A 16,591-nucleotide genomic window follows, 5' to 3' on the forward strand; every position below is an offset into this window, starting at 1 on the left:
GTCCGTCGTGGAGAAAGCACGATGGCCCGGGCCCGGCGTCTGTTCAGCCCGCGGCGACGAGCTCGGTCCCGTCGACCGGTTCGGCGTCCCGGAGAGCGGCAAGGTACCGCTCGGCGTCCAGGGCGGCGGCGCAGCCGGAGCCCGCGGCCGTGATGGCCTGGCGGTAGGTGTGGTCGACGACGTCACCCGCACCGAAGACGCCCGGCAGACTCGTACGGGTCGAGGGGGTTTCGGTCTTCAGGTAGCCCTCGTCGTCGAGTTCGAGCTGGTCGGCGAAGAGCTCGGTGCGCGGGTCGTGGCCGATGGCGATGAACAGGCCGGTCGCGTCCAGCTCCCGGGTCTGTCCCGAGATGACGTCGCGCAGGACGACTCCGGACAGCATGCCGTTCGTCTCCTTGATCTCGACGACCTCGCTGTCGAAGGCGAAGGAGATCTTGTCGTCGGCGAAGGCCCGGTTCTGCATGGTCTTGGACGCGCGCAGGGTGGAGCGGCGGTGGACGACGGTGACCGAGCGGGCGAAGCGGGTGAGGAAGGTGGCCTCCTCCATGGCGGTGTCGCCGCCGCCGACCACGACGATGTCGCGGTCGCGGAAGAAGAAGCCGTCGCAGGTGGCGCACCAGGAGACCCCGCGTCCGGACAGCTCGTCCTCCTTGGGGAGGCCGAGCTTGCGGTAGCCGGAGCCGGTGGCGATGATCACGGCCTTGGCACGGTGGACGGTGCCGGCGGAGTCGGTGAGGAGCTTGATGTCACCGGTCAGGTCGACGGAGACGATGTCGTCATCGATCATCTCGGCGCCGAACCGCTCGGCCTGGGCCCGCATGTTGTCCATGAGGTCCGGGCCGTCGATGCCAGTGGGGAAGCCGGGGAAGTTCTCGACCTCGGTGGTCGTGGTGAGGGAGCCGCCGACGAAGATGGAGCTGCCGAAGAGAAGCGGCTTCAGCTGGGCGCGGGCGGTGTAGAGCGCGGCGGTGTACCCGGCGGGGCCGGAGCCGATGATGATGACCTCGCGGACGTCGTTCTCGGCGCCGGTCGTGGTGGTCGTCATGGTGAGGTCAGTTCTCCTGCTTCTCGGCGTTCTTGGAGTCGATCTCTGCGATGAGGCCCTCGATGAGCCCCTTGATCTCGTCCCGGATGGGACGGACGGCCTCGACCCCCTGGCCGGCCGGGTCCTCCAGGACCCAGTCGAGGTAGGTCTTGCCGGGGAAGTAGGGGCAGGCGTCGCCGCAGCCCATGGTGATGATGTAGTCCGACGCCTGGGCAGCCTCGGCGGTGAGGACCTTCGGCTTCTGGTCGGAGATGTCGATGCCGAGCTCGGCCATGGCGGCGACGGCGGCCGGATTGACCTGGTCGCCCGGAAGGGAGCCGGCGGACCGGACCTCCACACGGTCACCCGCGAGATGCCGGAGGAAGCCGGCGGCCATCTGGGAACGCCCCGCGTTGTGGACGCAGACGAACAGCACGGACGCGAGCAGAGACTCGGACATCGGTTCTTCCTTCGTGACAGACGGGCATCAGCCCGGACTGGCATCACCCTTCACTGATGTGACAGTATCAGTCCATGCTGACGTCAGTCGACACTGAGCTGTTGAAGGTCCTCGCCGACCCGCTGCGGCTCCAGATCGTGACCCTGCTCGCCCGCGAGACCCTGTGCACCACGCACCTGGTCGAGGAGACGGGAGCCAGACAGACCAATCTCTCCAACCACCTCAGGGTGTTGCGCGAGGCGGGCGTGGTGGACACCGAGCCGTGCGGCCGGTTCACGTACTACCGACTGCGGCCCGACGTCATCGAGCAGCTCGCCGGCCAGTTCGCCGGCCTCGCCGCCACCGCCCGCGCCCACGCCGACTCCAAGAGGTCCTGCCCGTGACCCCCGCCGCCCCCGCGACCGCCGCCGAGGACTCCTCGGTCGTCGCGAAGCTGTCGACGCTCGACCGCTTCCTCGCCGTCTGGATCCTCCTCGCCATGGGCCTCGGCCTCGGTCTGGGGCGGTTGATCCCCGGCCTGAACGACGCCCTCGCGAAGGTCGAGATCGGCGGGATCTCCCTGCCGATCGCCGTCGGGCTGCTGATCATGATGTACCCGGTGCTCGCGAAGGTCCGCTACGACAAGCTCGACGCGGTCACCGGCGACAAGAAGCTCATGGTCTCGTCGCTGGTCGTCAACTGGGTCCTGGGTCCCGCGGTGATGTTCGCGCTCGCGTGGATCTTCCTGCCGGACCTGCCCGAGTACCGCACCGGCCTGATCATCGTCGGCCTCGCCCGCTGCATCGCCATGGTCATCATCTGGAACGACCTCGCCTGCGGAGACCGCGAGGCCGCCGCCGTCCTCGTCGCCCTGAACAGCGTCTTCCAGGTCCTGGCCTTCGGTCTGCTGGGCTGGTTCTACCTCGACCTCCTCCCCGACTGGCTGGGCCTGGGCGAGGGCGAGACACTCGACATCTCGATGTGGAAGATCGCCCTGAACGTGGTCATCTTCCTCGGCGTGCCGCTGCTGGCCGGCTTCCTGACCCGCCGCATCGGGGAGAAGCGGATGGGCCGGGAGTCGTACGAGGCGACGTTCCTGCCGAAGATCGGCCCGTGGGCCCTCTACGGCCTGCTCTTCACGATCGTCATCCTCTTCGCCCTCCAGGGGAAGACGATCACCTCGCAGCCCCTCGACGTGGCCCGGATCGCGCTGCCGCTCCTCGTCTACTTCGCGGTGATGTGGTTCGGCACCTTCGCCCTCGGCAAGGCGATCGGCCTGCACTACGACCGCACCGCCACCCTCGCCTTCACCGCCGCCGGCAACAACTTCGAGCTCGCCATCGCCGTCGCCATCGCCACCTTCGGCGTCACCAGCGGCCAGGCCCTCTCCGGAGTGGTCGGCCCGCTGATCGAGGTCCCGGTCCTCGTCGCTCTGGTGTACGTGTCGCTGGCCTGGCGCAGGAAGTTCGCCCCCGCCCAGCAGTAGGCACAGTCCCGCGTCACCACCGAGGCGCCCCGTCCCGCAACCGCGCGGGCCGGGGCACCGCCGCCGAGAAGGGAAACCCGGGCATGACTCAGCACGAGGCCGTCGACGTCGTCGTCATCGGCGGCGGCCAGGCGGGCCTCGCCGCCGGCTACCACCTGCGCCGGGCCGGCCTCGACTTCGTGGTCCTGGACGCCGGTACGGCCCCCGGCGGGGCCTGGCGGCAGACCTGGGACTCCCTGCACCTCTTCTCCCCCGCCGCGTACTCCTCCCTCCCCGGCCGCCCGATGCCCCCGCAGCCGGGCGAGACGTATCCGGACGCGGCCCACGTCGTCGCGTACCTCACCGCTTACGAACAGCGCTACGACCTCCCCGTCCACCGCCCCGTCCGCGTCACCGGAGTCCACCGCGACGGCGAACGCCTCCGCGTCGAGACCGACTCCGGTACGTGGCGGGCCCGCGCGGTCGTCAGCGCCACCGGCACCTGGTCCCGCCCCTTCGTCCCGGCCGTCCCCGGCCGCACGGAGTACCAGGGCACCCAGCTCCACACGGTCGAATACCGGCGCCCGTCCGACTTCGCGGGCCGGAAGGTCATCGTGGTCGGCGGCGGCAACTCCGGCGCCCAGATCGCCGCCGACCTCGCGTACGGCTCCGACCTCACCTGGACCACCCTCCGCGAACCCCGCTACCTCGCCGACGACATCGACGGCCGCGCCCTCTTCGACCACGCCACCGCCCGCCGCCGCGCCCTCGACGAAGGCCGCACCGACACCGGCGGCGTCGCCTCCCTCGGCGACATCGTCGCCGTTCCCCCGGTCCGCGCCGCCCGCGACGCCGGACTCCTCAAGCCCCAGCCGATGTTCGCCCGGCTCACGGAGACCGGCGTGGAACGACCCGACGGCACCACGGCCGAGGCCGACGCGATCATCTGGTGCACGGGCTTCCGCCCCGCCCTCTCCCACCTCGCCCCGCTCGGCCTGCGCGGCCCCCGAGGCCACGTCCCCACCACCAACACCCAGGCGGTCGGCGAGCCCCGCCTCCACCTCCTCGGCTACGGCGACTGGACCGGTCCCGCCTCCGCCACCCTCATCGGCGTCGGCCGCCCCGCCCGCGACGCGGCCCGCGCGATCGCCGAACTCCTGGGTTAGCCGACGACCCGGCTGCGGCGCTCAAGCAGCACCGTGTCCCGCCACCGGCCGTGGTGGCGGCCGACGCGCTCGCGCCGGCCGATGACGCGGAAGCCCGCGCGCTCGTGGAGGGCGAGGCTCGCCGCGTTCTCGGGGAAGACCCCGGACTGGATCGTCCAGATCCCGGCCGCCTCGGTGGAGTCGATCAGCGCCCGCAGGAGCGCGCCGGCGACGCCGCGCCCGCGGGCCTCGGGGCGGACGTACACCGAGTGTTCGACCACCCCCGCGTACACGCAGCGGTCGGAGACGGCGGAGGCGGCGACCCAGCCGAGCACGCGGGCGCCGTCGAGGGCGACGAAGCGGTGCCCGGGCAGCCGGCCGGCGTCGAAGACCTCCCACGTCGGGGCGGCGGTCTCGAAGGTGGCGTCGCCCTCGTCGATCCCGGACCGGTAGATCGCCAGGACCTGTTCGGCGTGACCGGCGGTCATCGGGCCCACCACGTACTCAGCACCCATCGGGCACCTCCTCGCCCATGATCGACCGCACCGCGCGGGGGAACACCGACAGGCAGGCGCGGTTCACGGCGTACAGGGTCGAGGTCCCCCGCCTCTCGGCAAGGACGAAGCGGACCTCGGCCAGGATCCTCAGGTGGTGGGAGACGGTCGACTGACCGACGTCCACCCGGGCGACCAGCTCGCCCACGGTCATCGCCCGCCCCGCCCCGGCGAGCAGGTGCAGCAGCCGGACGCGGGTCGGGTCGCCGAGGGCCCGGAACCACGTGGCGTACGTACGGGCCTCGTCCTCGGTGATCGCCTCTGGGGTGTTCATCGATCATCGACGATATTCGATGAAGGGAGTTCCGGCCAGCGCCCCGGCTTCCTGGCGCACCGCGCGCAGGCGCAGGCGGAGGTGCGCGAGGCCATCGGCAAGACGGAAGGGGACACGGTGACGGTCCGCCGGGAGGAGCGGGTGGACGACCGACGGCGGCCCACACGCACCCCGGTGGCGCGTTCGGCGACACAGCGGGCGGGGCCACGGCGGGCCGGGGCCACGGCCTCGGGCGTGCCGACGACGCCCTCGGCGCACAGGGCCGCGGCCCTCTCGTGGCCCGGCCCTCTCGTGGCGCGGTGCGGGCCGGGGCCCCTTCGGCTCGCCTACCGCGCGAGGAGGGTGCGGAAGCGGGCGGGGTCCGCGGGGTCGCGGTCGGCCACCTGGACCGGGGCTCCGGTCCACTGCCAGACGGGGGCGGAAGGGGACGGGCGGGTGAAGCGGATCTCGCCGCGGGTGCCCTGCGCGGCCACCGTCGGCCAGCCCTCGGCGAGGGCCGCGCGGTCCGTGCCGTGGGTTCGGAGCGCCCCGGCGAGGACGGTGACCGTGTCGTACCCCTCGAAGGCCACGAAGGAGGGCGCGGCGCCGAGGCGGTCGCGGAGGGACGCCTCCACGCGGGCGCCGAGGACGGTCGGCCGGGCGGGGAGGTAGCGGAGGAAGGGGACCCCGCCGGCCTCGTCGCCGAGCAGCGCCGCCCACTCCGCGAACTCCGGCTGGCCGGCCGGCGCGCCGATCAGGACGTCGGCGAGCCGCGGGTCGCGGCGGACGGCCCTGACCAGTTCGACCGCCGGGTCCGGGAAGCCGGTGAGGAGGAGCAGTGCCGTCGCGCCGTCGGCGGCCAGGGCGTCGGCGAGCGCCGCCGGTGCCAGGGCGCGCGCGTCGAGTTCCGTGACGGTGCCGCCGCGCGGGGCCAGCCGCTCGCGGAGGATGCGGGTGCCCGCCGCCCAGTAGGCGCTCGGCTCGGTCGCGACCGCGAGGCGCGTGTGGCCCGCGGCGAGGAGGAACTCCGCGTAGACGCGCCAGCCGTGGGACTGGGCGGGAGCCAGGCGCGCCACCCGTTCCGCCGGTGCGTCGGTCAGCGCGTCGATCACCGCGGAGGAGCAGAGGTACGGCAGGCCGAGGGCTTCGGCGCGGGCGGCGGCGGCCCGGGCCACCACGCTGTGGTACTCCCCCGCCAGGGCGACCGCCCCGAGGGCCGCCAGCTCGTCCACGGCCGCCTCGGCCCGGCGCGGGTCGGCCGCCGTGTCCCTGACCAGGAGCTCCAGCGGCCCGCCGCCGGGCCCGGCGGCGGAGGCGATCCCTCCGGCCGCGTTGACCTCCTCCGCGGCCAGTTCCAGACCGGCCAGCAGATGCCGGCCCGCCTCCGTCCAGCCGGGGCGGCTCAGCGGTGCGAGGACGCCGATCCGCGGGGCGGGTGGGGTGCTCATGGGCGGGGCTCCTGGGGGTCGGTGGAGGCGGCGTGTGCGGTTCCCTCCCCATTGTTCGCGCGGGGCCGTTCCGGCGGGGCCGCATTTCCGAACGGCCGCCGGGTCCTCGCCGCGCTCTCCAGGAGCTGCACCGGGCGGAACCCGACCGTACGGACCCGGCGGCGCTCGGCGACCGCGTGCGCGACAAGACCTGCGCGGGCACCTGGGTGAAGGGCGTGGAGGACGGGGCGCCGCGCGAGGTGTACCTGTACCACGTGGTCGACAACGAGTGGTCGATGCGCGCGTACGGCTCCCAGGCCGTCGTCCGGCAGACCGCCGTCAACCCGGTCCTCGCGCTCGAACCGCTCGCCACCGGCGTCCGGGCCGGCTCCGGTGTCCTCGGCGCCGAGGCCCTCGGCCCGCGGCCCTTCCTGGACCTGCTCACTGAGTACGGGTCGCCCTGGGGGCTGCGCGAGCAGTGGGGCCCCGGGGCCGCCGGTGAGGCGCGGGGCCCGTCCGGGAGGCCCCGGGACCGCCGGTGAAGCGTCGGGATTGTCGGTGCCGCCTGTCACCATCGGAGCCATGACCGCGTCCGTGGAGCCCGCCCTCACCGCCCGCGCCCTCAACCGGGCCACGCTCGCCCGCCAGTTGCTGCTCGCGCGGGAGCCGGTGTCCGTGGAGGAGGCGGTCCGGCGGGTGGTGGCGCTCCAGGCGCAGCAGCCGGGCTCGCCGTACGTGGCGCTGTGGAACAGGACGGAGGGCTTCGACCCGGCCGGCCTCGACGCGGCCGTCGAGGGCTTCCGGCTGGTCCGCTCGACGCTGATGCGGATCACCCTGCACCTCGTGCACGCCGACGACTACCGGCCCTTCCGGGCGGCGGTGGAGCCGACGCTGCGCGGCAGCCGGCTGCGGGACCGGCGGTTCACCGACACCGGGCTCGCCCCGGAGGACGCCGACGCGCTGCTGCCGGAGCTGCTCGCGTACGCCGGCCGCTCCCGCACCGGGGAGGAACTGCGGCTGCGGGCGGAGGAGTTGTGGGGCGGCGGGCGCCTCACCCCGGCGGCGGGGCGGCTGCTGCGGCAGTACGCGCCGCTCTGGCACGTGCCGAGCGGCCCGCCGTGGCAGTACGTCGCCTCCCCCGGTTTCGTCGCCGCGCCGCCCGGGCCGCCCACGGCCGGACCGGAGGCCGCCGCCGAGGGGCTGAGGACGCTGGCCCGCCGCTATCTCGCGGGGTTCGGCCCGGCGTCGGCGGCGGATCTGGGCCGGTTCGGCCTGGTGCAGCGCGGCCGGGCCCGCGCGGCGCTCGACGCGCTCGTCGAGCGGGGCGCGGCGGAGGTCCTGGCGGGCCCGGACGGGGCGGTCCTGTACGACCTGCCGGGGGCGGCCCGCCCGGACGGCGCCGTACCCGCCCCGCCGCGCCTGATGGCGATGTGGGACAGCACGCTGCTCGCGTACGCGGACCGGAGCCGGATCGTCCCCGCCGCGTACCGGAAGCACGTCATACGGGTCAACGGCGACGTGCTGCCGACGCTCCTGGTCGACGGATACGTGGCGGGCGCCTGGCGGCCGGTCGGGGGCGGGATCGAGGCGGCGGCGTTCCACCCGCTCGCGGCCGCCGACTGGGACGGGCTCGCGGCCGAGGCGGCGTCCCTGGGGGCGCTGCTCGCCGACCGCGATCCGCGGGTGTACGGGCGGTACGACCACTGGTGGGCGAAGGGCCTGCCGGCGGCCGAGACCCGTGTCCTGCCCTACTGACGGCCGACGAGCTCGCGCAGGGCGACGTTGAGCTCCAGGACGTTGACGCGGGGTTCCCCGATGAAGCCGAGGATCCGGTCGTCGGTGTGGTCGGCGACCAGCTTCCCGACCGCCGCGGCGTCGAGCCCGTTGCGCGCGGCGACCCGGTGGACCTGGAGCCGCGCGTACTCCGGGGAGATGTGCGGGTCCAGGCCGGAGCCGGAGGAGGTGACCGCGTCGGCGGGCACGTCGGAGGGCTTCACCGGGTGTCCGGGGGTGGAGTTGTCCTCGACGACGGCCGCCTTGGCGTCCGTGACCCACCGGATCAGGTCCTCGTTGTCGCCGGAGCGGTTGGTGGCGCCGGAGAGGATGATCGAGTACCGGGTGTTGACGCTGTTGGTGCCGAGGCCGCGGGACGGGCGGGGCTGGAACCAGCGGAGGTCGGGGGCGTCGCCGTCGAGGTAGGTCTGGCCGATGAGCTCGGAGCCGACGACCTTCCCGCTCGCGTCCTCGACCTCGGAGCCGTCGGCCCGCGCCGGGAAGGCGAGTTGGGCGATGCCGGTGACCGCGAGCGGGTAGAGGACGCCGCAGACGAGGGTGAGGACGAGGAGGGCGCGCAGGCCCGCCCAGAGCACGCGCCCGGTGTTTCCTACGGAGTTGTTCATCGTGGGTCAGCCGATTCCGGGGATGAGGAGGGTGAGGAGCAGGTCGATGAGCTTGATGCCGATGAACGGGGCGATCAGGCCGCCGAGGCCGTAGACGCCGAGGTTGCGGCGGAGCGTGGAGTCCGCGCTGCCCGGCCGGTGGCGCACGCCCTTCAGGGCCAGCGGCACGAGGGCGACGATGATCAGGGCGTTGAAGACGACGGCGGAGAGGATCGCGGACTCGGGCGAGGCCAGGCCCATGATGTCGAGCTTGCCGAGCGAGGGGTGGGCGACGGCGAACATCGCGGGGATGATCGCGAAGTACTTCGCGACGTCGTTGGCGAGGGAGAAGGCGGTCAGGGCTCCTCGGGTGATGAGGAGTTGCTTGCCGATCTCGACGATCTCGATGAGTTTGGTCGGGTCGGAGTCGAGGTCGACCATGTTGCCGGCCTCCTTCGCGGCCGACGTGCCCGTGTTCATCGCCACGCCGACGTCCGCCTGCGCGAGCGCGGGCGCGTCGTTCGTGCCGTCGCCGGTCATCGCGACGAGCTTCCCGCCGGCCTGCTCGCGCTTGATGAGGGCCATCTTGTCCTCGGGGGTGGCCTCGGCGAGGAAGTCGTCGACCCCGGCCTCCTCGGCGATCGCCTTCGCGGTCAGCGGGTTGTCACCCGTGATCATGACCGTCTTGATGCCCATGCGGCGCAGCTCGTCGAACCGTTCCCGCATGCCCTCCTTGACGACGTCCTTCAGGTGGACCACGCCGAGGACGCGCGCGCCGTCGCCGTCCTCCACGGCGACGAGCAGCGGGGTGCCGCCGGCCCGGGAGATCCGGTCCGTGAGCGCCCGCGCGTCCTCGGCGACGGTGCCGCCCCGCTCCTCGACCCATGCCACGACCGAACCGGCCGCGCCCTTGCGGACCTTGCGTCCGTCGACGTCGACGCCCGACATGCGGGTCCGGGCGGTGAACCCGATCCAGGCGGCGTCGGCGAGTGCGCCCCGGTGGAGGTCGCGCGGCCCGTGCTTCTCCTGGGCCAGGGCCACGATCGAACGGCCCTCGGGGGTCTCGTCGGCGAGGGACGAGAGCCGGGCGGCGTCCGCCAGCTCCGCCTCCGTCGTCCCGCGTACGGGGACGAACGCGGCGGCCTGCCGGTTGCCCAGGGTGATCGTGCCCGTCTTGTCGAGCAGCAGCGTCGACACGTCGCCGGCGGCCTCGACCGCCCGCCCCGACATGGCCAGGACGTTGCGCTGGACCAGCCGGTCCATGCCCGCGATGCCGATCGCCGAGAGGAGCGCACCGATCGTCGTCGGGATCAGGCACACCAGCAGCGCCGTGAGGACGACGAGGGAGGTCTGTTCGTCGGCGCCCGCGTAGATCGCGAACGGCTTCAGGGTGACGACGGCCAGCAGGAAGACGATCGTCAGGGACGCGAGGAGGATGTTGAGCGCGATCTCGTTGGGCGTCTTCTGCCGTGCCGCGCCCTCGACCAGGTTGATCATGCGGTCGATGAACGTCTCGCCGGGCTTCGTCGTGATCTTGACGACGATCCGGTCCGACAGGACCTTCGTACCGCCCGTCACCGCGCACCGGTCGCCCCCGGACTCGCGGATGACGGGGGCGGACTCGCCCGTGATCGCGGACTCGTCCACGCTGGCGACGCCCTCGACGACGTCGCCGTCGCCCGGGATGACGTCACCGGCCTCGCAGACCACCAGGTCGCCGATCCGCAGCTCGGTGCCGGGGACGCGTTCCTCGTTCTTCCCGATGATCCGGCGGGCGACGGTGTCCGTCCTGGCCTTGCGGAGGGTGTCGGCCTGCGCCTTGCCGCGGCCCTCGGCCACCGCCTCCGCCAGGTTGGCGAAGACCGTGGTCAGCCACAGCCAGGCGGTGATCGCCCAGCCGAACCGGTCCCCGGGGTGCAGGACGGCGAGGACGGTGGTGACGGCCGAGCCGACGAACACCACGAACATGACCGGCGACTTCACCATCACGCGCGGGTCGAGCTTCCTGAGCGCGTCCGGGAAGGCGGCGAGCAGCTGCCGGGGGGCGAAGAGTCCGCCGCCGACGCGTCCGGTCCCGGTGGGCGTGCCGGCGGGCGTCCCGGTCTTCGGGGGCCGGGCGGGGGTGAGGGTGCTCATGCTGCGAGTCCTTCGGCGAGCGGGCCAAGGGCGAGGGCCGGGAAGTAGGTGAGACCGGTGACGATCGTGATCGTGCCGACCAGCAGACCCGTGAACAGCGGCTTCTCGGTCCGCAGCGTGCCGGCCGTCTCCGGCACGGGCCGCTGCGCGGCCAGCGAGCCGGCCAGCGCGAGGACGAACACCATCGGCAGGAACCGGCCGAGGAGCATCGCGATGCCGATCGTCGAGTTGAACCACTGGGTGTCCGCGCCCAGACCGGCGAACGCCGAACCGTTGTTGTTGGCGCCCGAGGTGTACGCGTAGAGGATCTCGGAGAAGCCGTGCGCGCCGGAGTTCGTCATCGAGTGGGCGGGGGTGTCGAGGGCGAGCGACGCGGCCGTGAAGCCGAGGACGAGCGCCGGGGTGACGAGGAGGTAGCAGGCCGCGCACGTGATCTCGCGGGTGCCGATCTTCTTGCCCAGGTACTCCGGTGTGCGGCCGACCATCAGGCCGGCGAGGAACACGGCGATGACCGCCATGATCAGCATGCCGTACAGGCCGGAGCCGACGCCGCCGGGCGCGATCTCGCCCAGCTGCATGCCGAGCATCGTGATGCCGCCGCCGAAGCCCGTGTACGAGGAGTGGAAGGAGTTCACCGCGCCGGTCGACGTCAGGGTCGTGGCGACCGCGAAGAGCGAGGAGCCGGCGATCCCGAAGCGGGTCTCCTTGCCTTCCATCGCCCCGCCCGCGAGCTCGAAGGCCGTTCCCCGGCCCGCGAATTCGGTCCACATCATCAGCGCGGTGAAGCCGATCCAGATCACGGCCATCGTGCCGAGGATCGCGTAGCCCTGCCGCAGCGAGCCGACCATCCGCCCGAAGGTCCGGGTCAGCGCGAAGGGGATGACGAGGATCAGATAGATCTCGAAGAGGTTCGACAGCCCGTTGGGGTTCTCGAAGGGGTGGGCCGAGTTGGCGTTGAAGTACCCGCCGCCGTTCGTGCCCAGTTCCTTGATGACCTCCTGCGAGGCCACCGCGCCGCCGTTCCACTGCTGCGGACCGCCGGTGAACTGCCCGACCTCGTGGATCCCGGAGAAGTTCTGGATCACCCCGCAGGCGACCAGGACGAGGGCGCCGATCACCGAGATCGGCAGGAGGATCCGGACGACGCCCCGGACCAGGTCGGCCCAGAAGTTGCCCAGTTCACCGGTGCGGGACCGGGCGAAACCGCGTACGAGTGCGACCGCGACGGCCATGCCGACGGCCGCCGACACGAAGTTCTGCACGGCGAGGCCGCCGGTCTGGACGACGTGGCCCATGGTCTGCTCGCCGGAGTACGACTGCCAGTTGGTGTTGGCCACGAACGAGGCGGCGGTGTTGAAGGCCTGGTCGGGGTCGATCGACACGAAGCCCAGCGAGCCGGGCAGCGAACCCTGCGCCCGCTGGAGCCCGTACAGGAACAGCACGCCGACCGCGGAGAAGGCCAGCACCCCACGCAGGTACGCGGGCCAGCGCATCTCCGCCGAGGGGTTCGCGCCGATCGCCCGGTAGACCCACTTCTCGGGTCTCAGGTGCTTCTCCGAGGAGTACACGCGCGCCATGTGGTCGCCGAGCGGTCCGTACGACAGACCGAGGGCGGCCACCAGCGCGAGGAGCTGGAGGACTCCAGCGAGGACAGGACTCATCTCGGGGCTCAGAACCTCTCGGGCTTGACGAGGGCGAGGACGAGATAGCCCAGCAGGGCGGCGGCCACGAGGAGACCGACGACGTTCTCGGCACTCACGGCTTCGCCACCCCCTTGGCGATGAGCGCCACCAGCGCGAAGACCGCGAGCGTGGTGGCGACGAAGGCCAGATCGGCCATCGTGACTCCCTGGGGAAGGAAGAGAGGATTCTCGGACGAGATGAGGAAACCCCCTCCCCGGGCCCCCACCGCCTCCGTTGACGTGCCCCTAACGCCGCGAATGCCCGTCTTGACGCTTCCCCTACGACCCGGCCCGTCCGGGGCTCCCCCATTGCCAGTGACCTTCCGGCCGCTTATCTTCGAGCCACACCTACGGACCGGGATGCTCGTCAGTCCCGGGGCGGTCCGCCGTTCACGGGCCGGACGGCGGGGGGCGCACGACCGCGGGACGCGGGCGCGCCGGACGCCGGGCGTACGGGATACCCGTATCCGCGTACCCGCAGGAGCTGAACCGCATGAGCAAGCACGTCCTGGCCCAGAACCAGTACGGCAAGGCCGAGAACCGCATCGTCAGGATCGCCCGCAAGGGCGGCGAGGACGGCGCCTGGCACGAGATCCGCGACCTGAACGTGTCGGTGGCGCTGCGCGGCGAGTACCGCGACGTCCACCTGACCGGCGACAACGCCAACTGTCTGCCGACCGACACCACCAAGAACACGGTCTACGCCTTCGCCAAGGAGCACGGCATCGCCTCCCCCGAGGCGTTCGCGATCCTCCTCGCGAAGCACTTCGTGACCTCCCAGCCGGTGATCCGCGAGGCGCAGATCCGCGTCGAGGAGTACGCCTGGGAGCGGATCCCGGTGCCGACCCGCAAGGAGCAGCACTCCTTCGTCCGCAAGGGCCAGGAGGTGCGCACCGCGCAGGTCACCTACAGCGAGACCACCGGTCTCCAGGTGCTGTCCGGTCTGAAGGACCTGACCGTGATGAACTCGACCAACTCCGAGTTCCACGGCTTCATCAAGGACGAGTACACGACGCTCCAGGAGGCGTACGACCGGATCCTGGCCACCAAGGTCACCGCCCGCTGGGCGAACTCGGCCACGGCGGCGGCGGACCCGGAGCACGACTGGGACCGCTCGTACGAGAAGGCCCGCCGGCACATGCTGGAGGCGTTCGCGGAGACGTACAGCTACTCGCTCCAGCAGACCCTGCACGCGATGGCCTGCCGGGTCCTGGACCACGTGCCCACCGTCAACGAGGTGCGGCTGAACCTGCCGAACAAGCACCACTTCCTGGTGGACCTGGAGCCCTTCGGCCTGAAGAACGACAACGAGGTGTACTTCGCGGCCGACCGCATGTACGGCCTCATCGAGGGCACCGTCCACCGCGACGGCGTGCAGCCGGTGATCGCCACGTCCGACTGGATCACCGCCTGACGGGCACCCGCTAGAGCAGCCCGGCCGCCTCGGCCCCGAGCCATACGGCTCCGAGTCCGGCGGCCGGGCCGCCCACCGCGTTCAGCACCGCGTACCCCTTCGCCCCGCCCTCGTACAGCTTCAGCGTCTCGTACGAGAAGGTCGAGTACGTGGTGAGGGCGCCGCACAGGCCGGTGCCGAGGAGCAGGTGCGCCTGCGCCGAGGCGACGCCGGTGAGCAGGCCGAGGGCGAACGAGCCCACGACGTTGACGGTGAAGGTCCCCCAGGGGAAGACGGAGTCGTGGCGGGCCCGCACGGCCCGGTCCGTGAGGTGGCGCAGCGGCGCGCCCACGGCGGCGCCGAGGGCGACGAGCAGCCAGTTCACTCCGCCGGCACCCCTTCCGGGGCGTCGGCGGAGCCCGCCCGGCGCACCGCCTCGCCGACGACGACCGTCGGCCGCGGCGCCGGGACGGTCACGGGGCGCCTCCGCTCCTCCCGCCGGGTCACGCCGGCTCCCTCCGCGTCCACAGGGCCCGGCCCGCGGCGACTCCGCCGACGACGGCGGCGAGCGCGGTGACCAGGGTGCCGCCCAGGTAGAGGACGCCCTCGGCGGGGCTGCCCGCGCCGAACAGGCCCCGGGTGTCGAGCGCGTACGTCGAGAAGGTGGTGAAGCCGCCGCAGAACCCGGTGCCGAGGAAGGGCCTCAGGAGCGGGTGCGGGGCCGTCGGGGCCTCGGTCGCGAAGACCATCAGGAGGCCGATCACGGCACAGCCCACCGCGTTGACCAGGAAGATCGTCCAGGGGAAGGCGCCGGGCGCGGTCGGCCAGGCGAGGGTCGCGGCATAGCGGGCGGACGCGCCGAGGGCACCGCCCGCGGCGACCGCCGCGACGACCGGCGTCTGCTCCCGGATGTCCATGCCCCCAGGTTAGGGGTGGTGCGAGGCGCACGGGCCGCGGTACCGGCCTGGGGCATTAACCGGGTCCTGCCCGTGCCGCCTCGCTCTGCGATGGTCCGGCGACGGAGCGCGACGGGTCAAAGCGGGTCCGGCGAATCTGTCAGCTCCTCCCGGGGGTGTGGCCCGGCCACCACCCCCGGTGGGGGAGGTGGGTGCGGGGGCACTCGGGGGACGCCCCCGGGGTGGTTCCGGGGTGCCGCGCGGCCCGTACGGAAGGGGCCGAAGCGCAGGTCAGGGGCGGGGCGGTGGTCCGGCCACCATCAGGAGGCCGATTCGGGTGCCGGGTCCACCTCGTCGGGACGGGGGTGGAGGAGAGACGGTGGAGGGGCAGCGGGAGGCAGCTGCGCAACCCTCGGGCAGGACGGGCAGGAGTGTCGTGAGTACATCCGTCGCAATCAAGCGCGGGGCGGCCGCCGTGGCCGTCCCGACGACCGTTCCGCGTCCCCGGGTCCGCGCCGTTCCCCGGGCCGCCGCGCCGCGTCCCGGCGCGGACGTCTACACCGAGCTGACCTCCGCGCTCTTCTCCGGCTTCGCCCGCCGCGACCAGCGGCTGAAGGCCGAGCAGTACCTGCACGGGCTGCTCACCGCACAGGGCCGCAAGTCGATCCGGAACATCGCCGCGCAGATCGGCGGGCCGGCCGCCGAGCAGAGCCTGCACCACTTCATCTCCAGTTCCACCTGGGACTGGCAGCCGATGCGCGCCTCGCTCGGACGGTTCCTGGAGCGCGGCGGGCATCCGCAGGCGTGGGTGGTGCGGCCGATGCCGATCCCGAAGGCCGGCGAGCACTCGGTGGGCGTGGACCGGCGTTTCGACCCGGAGCGCGGGCAGGTCTTCCAGGGCCAGCAGGCCTTCGGCGTCTGGTTCGCCGGGGAGGAGCTGAGCGCCCCGGTCAACTGGCGGCTGTTCCTGCCGGATCCGTGGGTGAAGGACCGGACGCGGCGCGACCGCGCGGAGGTCCCCGAGGAGGCCGGCGAGGAGACGCTGGAGGAGTGCGCGGTCTCCGCCGCCCTGGAGACGGCGAGCTGGACCGACATCACCCGCAAGCCGGTGCTCCTCGACATCCGGGGCGGCGCGGGGCGGGCGGCGCTGGCGCGGCTCGCCGCGGCCGGGGTGCCGGTGGTGGCGCGGATCGGTGCCGGTTCGCGGCTCGCGATCGCGGACCGCTCGCTGCCGGGCTTCGGCGCGGGCCCGCTGCCGGCGGCTCAGATACTGGAGTCCCTGAAGGGACTGCGGCGACCGGTGAGCTGGGTGGACACGGTGGGCGGCGCGCGGACCTCGCGGACCTCGCTCGCGACGGCCGTCCGGGTGGCGCTGCCGTCGCCCGGCGGGGAGCGGATGCGGCCGCTGATGCTGCTCGGCGAGTGGGACGACCCGCGCCGGGGCCCGGCCCGGGTGTGGATCAGCGATCTGACGCAGGCGACGGTCGGTTCGCTGCTGCGGCTGACGAAGCTGGCGCACCGGGTGGAGCGGGACTTCGCCGCGGTCGGCGAGGCGGCGGGCCTGCGGGACTTCGTGGGCCGTTCGTACCGCGGCTGGCACCGGCACATCACGCTGGCCTCGGCCGCGCACACGGCGACGGTGCTCGGCTCGTCGTGGGACACGGCGTGCGACGCCCCGCGGCGCGCCGGCTGACCCGCTCCGGTACGTCTTGCGGCCGGACGGTCCCGTCCGGCCGTCCGCCCGAGCCCGCCCCAACGGGCCACCGGGGCCGAGGGGTGCCCGTCCGCACGGCGCGGACG

Annotated in this window: 19 protein-coding genes and 1 pseudogene; 7 read left to right on the forward strand and 13 right to left on the reverse strand. The window is 73.0% G+C overall.

What is annotated here, in order from left to right; all coding sequences use genetic code 11:
• Positions 1-43: 43 nt before the first annotated feature.
• Positions 44-1,045, reverse strand: a complete 1,002-nt coding sequence (trxB, locus tag IE245_RS05845; protein WP_189945650.1) for a thioredoxin-disulfide reductase — start codon at positions 1,043-1,045, stop codon at positions 44-46.
• 7 nt (positions 1,046-1,052) lie between these two features.
• A complete protein-coding gene (locus tag IE245_RS05850; protein WP_189945651.1) occupies positions 1,053-1,484 on the reverse strand; it encodes an arsenate reductase ArsC in 432 nt (143 codons plus the stop codon).
• Between the two features lie 74 nt (positions 1,485-1,558).
• Between IE245_RS05850 and IE245_RS05855 the strand changes: the two genes are divergently transcribed.
• The 3 genes from IE245_RS05855 (at position 1,559) to IE245_RS05865 (ending at position 4,094) form a co-directional block, all read left to right on the forward strand.
• Complete coding sequence (locus IE245_RS05855; RefSeq protein WP_189945652.1) at positions 1,559-1,867, forward strand: ArsR/SmtB family transcription factor; 309 nt, start codon at positions 1,559-1,561, stop codon at positions 1,865-1,867.
• On the forward strand, positions 1,864-2,949 hold the full coding sequence (arsB, locus tag IE245_RS05860) for an ACR3 family arsenite efflux transporter (RefSeq protein ID WP_189945653.1): 1,086 nt from the start codon (positions 1,864-1,866) through the stop codon (positions 2,947-2,949). The genes IE245_RS05855 and arsB overlap by 4 nt, the downstream gene beginning before the upstream one ends.
• 83 nt (positions 2,950-3,032) lie before the next feature.
• Positions 3,033-4,094, forward strand: coding sequence for an ArsO family NAD(P)H-dependent flavin-containing monooxygenase (locus tag IE245_RS05865; RefSeq protein ID WP_189945654.1), 1,062 nt, complete (start codon positions 3,033-3,035; stop codon positions 4,092-4,094).
• On the opposite strand, the gene IE245_RS05870 is transcribed toward IE245_RS05865, so the two are convergent.
• From IE245_RS05870 to IE245_RS05880, 3 genes are all read right to left on the reverse strand, one after another.
• Positions 4,091-4,588: a GNAT family N-acetyltransferase gene (locus IE245_RS05870; RefSeq protein ID WP_229851098.1), complete on the reverse strand. Its 498-nt coding sequence runs from the start codon at positions 4,586-4,588 to the stop codon at positions 4,091-4,093. The genes IE245_RS05865 and IE245_RS05870 overlap by 4 nt on opposite strands.
• Positions 4,578-4,901: an ArsR/SmtB family transcription factor gene (locus tag IE245_RS05875; RefSeq protein ID WP_189945655.1), complete on the reverse strand. Its 324-nt coding sequence runs from the start codon at positions 4,899-4,901 to the stop codon at positions 4,578-4,580. The genes IE245_RS05870 and IE245_RS05875 overlap by 11 nt, the downstream gene beginning before the upstream one ends.
• Before the next feature lie 326 nt (positions 4,902-5,227).
• Positions 5,228-6,328 carry an ABC transporter substrate-binding protein gene (locus IE245_RS05880; protein ID WP_189945656.1) on the reverse strand — a complete coding sequence of 367 codons (1,101 nt, stop codon included), beginning with the start codon at positions 6,326-6,328 and terminating at the stop codon, positions 5,228-5,230.
• 152 nt (positions 6,329-6,480) lie between these two features.
• Between IE245_RS05880 and IE245_RS05885 the strand changes: the two are divergent.
• Positions 6,481-6,786: pseudogene (locus tag IE245_RS05885) on the forward strand (ATP-binding protein); the annotation flags it as partial.
• 103 nt (positions 6,787-6,889) lie between these two features.
• Entirely contained in the window at positions 6,890-8,062 is a 1,173-nt protein-coding gene (locus IE245_RS05890) for a winged helix DNA-binding domain-containing protein (RefSeq protein WP_189945657.1), read from the forward strand.
• Here the strand turns inward: IE245_RS05890 and IE245_RS05895 are convergent.
• Genes IE245_RS05895 through IE245_RS05915 form a run of 5 tightly spaced genes read right to left on the reverse strand, consistent with a single transcriptional unit; the run spans position 8,056 to position 12,729 of the window.
• Positions 8,056-8,706: a potassium-transporting ATPase subunit C gene (locus IE245_RS05895; RefSeq protein WP_189945658.1), complete on the reverse strand. Its 651-nt coding sequence runs from the start codon at positions 8,704-8,706 to the stop codon at positions 8,056-8,058. The two genes, IE245_RS05890 and IE245_RS05895, sit on opposite strands and share 7 nt — an antisense overlap.
• Before the next feature lie 6 nt (positions 8,707-8,712).
• Entirely contained in the window at positions 8,713-10,821 is a 2,109-nt protein-coding gene (kdpB, locus tag IE245_RS05900; RefSeq protein WP_189945659.1) for a potassium-transporting ATPase subunit KdpB, read from the reverse strand.
• The gene (gene kdpA / locus IE245_RS05905; RefSeq protein ID WP_189945660.1) at positions 10,818-12,482 is read right to left on the reverse strand and encodes a potassium-transporting ATPase subunit KdpA; all 1,665 of its coding nucleotides are present in this window, start codon (positions 12,480-12,482) and stop codon (positions 10,818-10,820) included. The genes kdpB and kdpA overlap by 4 nt, the downstream gene beginning before the upstream one ends.
• A gap of 8 nt (positions 12,483-12,490) precedes the next feature.
• A complete protein-coding gene (gene kdpF, locus IE245_RS05910; protein ID WP_123452475.1) occupies positions 12,491-12,580 on the reverse strand; it encodes a K(+)-transporting ATPase subunit F in 90 nt (29 codons plus the stop codon).
• Positions 12,577-12,729, reverse strand: coding sequence for a hypothetical protein (locus IE245_RS05915; RefSeq protein ID WP_189945877.1), 153 nt, complete (start codon positions 12,727-12,729; stop codon positions 12,577-12,579). The genes kdpF and IE245_RS05915 overlap by 4 nt, the downstream gene beginning before the upstream one ends.
• Positions 12,730-12,995: 266 nt before the next feature.
• Between IE245_RS05915 and pucL the strand changes: the two genes are divergently transcribed.
• Positions 12,996-13,916, forward strand: a complete 921-nt coding sequence (pucL, locus tag IE245_RS05920) for a factor-independent urate hydroxylase (protein ID WP_189945661.1) — start codon at positions 12,996-12,998, stop codon at positions 13,914-13,916.
• Positions 13,917-13,926: 10 nt separating this feature from the next.
• On the opposite strand, the gene crcB (IE245_RS05925) is transcribed toward pucL, so the two are convergent.
• Genes crcB (IE245_RS05925) through crcB (IE245_RS05930) form a run of 3 tightly spaced genes read right to left on the reverse strand, consistent with a single transcriptional unit; the run spans position 13,927 to position 14,812 of the window.
• Positions 13,927-14,280: a fluoride efflux transporter CrcB gene (gene crcB, locus IE245_RS05925; RefSeq protein ID WP_189945662.1), complete on the reverse strand. Its 354-nt coding sequence runs from the start codon at positions 14,278-14,280 to the stop codon at positions 13,927-13,929.
• Positions 14,277-14,402 carry a hypothetical protein gene (locus tag IE245_RS37655; RefSeq protein WP_268256520.1) on the reverse strand — a complete coding sequence of 42 codons (126 nt, stop codon included), beginning with the start codon at positions 14,400-14,402 and terminating at the stop codon, positions 14,277-14,279. The genes crcB (IE245_RS05925) and IE245_RS37655 overlap by 4 nt, the downstream gene beginning before the upstream one ends.
• Positions 14,399-14,812: a fluoride efflux transporter CrcB gene (crcB, locus tag IE245_RS05930; RefSeq protein WP_189945663.1), complete on the reverse strand. Its 414-nt coding sequence runs from the start codon at positions 14,810-14,812 to the stop codon at positions 14,399-14,401. Before crcB (IE245_RS05930) ends, IE245_RS37655 begins: the two co-directional genes overlap by 4 nt.
• Before the next feature lie 544 nt (positions 14,813-15,356).
• On the opposite strand from crcB (IE245_RS05930), the gene IE245_RS05935 reads away from it, so the two are divergent.
• Positions 15,357-16,484, forward strand: a complete 1,128-nt coding sequence (locus tag IE245_RS05935) for an IS701 family transposase (RefSeq protein ID WP_444545730.1) — start codon at positions 15,357-15,359, stop codon at positions 16,482-16,484.
• Positions 16,485-16,591: the final 107 nt, after the last annotated feature.

It is taken from the genome of Streptomyces roseolus, from assembly GCF_014649855.1.
GTDB lineage: Bacteria > Actinomycetota > Actinomycetes > Streptomycetales > Streptomycetaceae > Streptomyces > Streptomyces roseolus.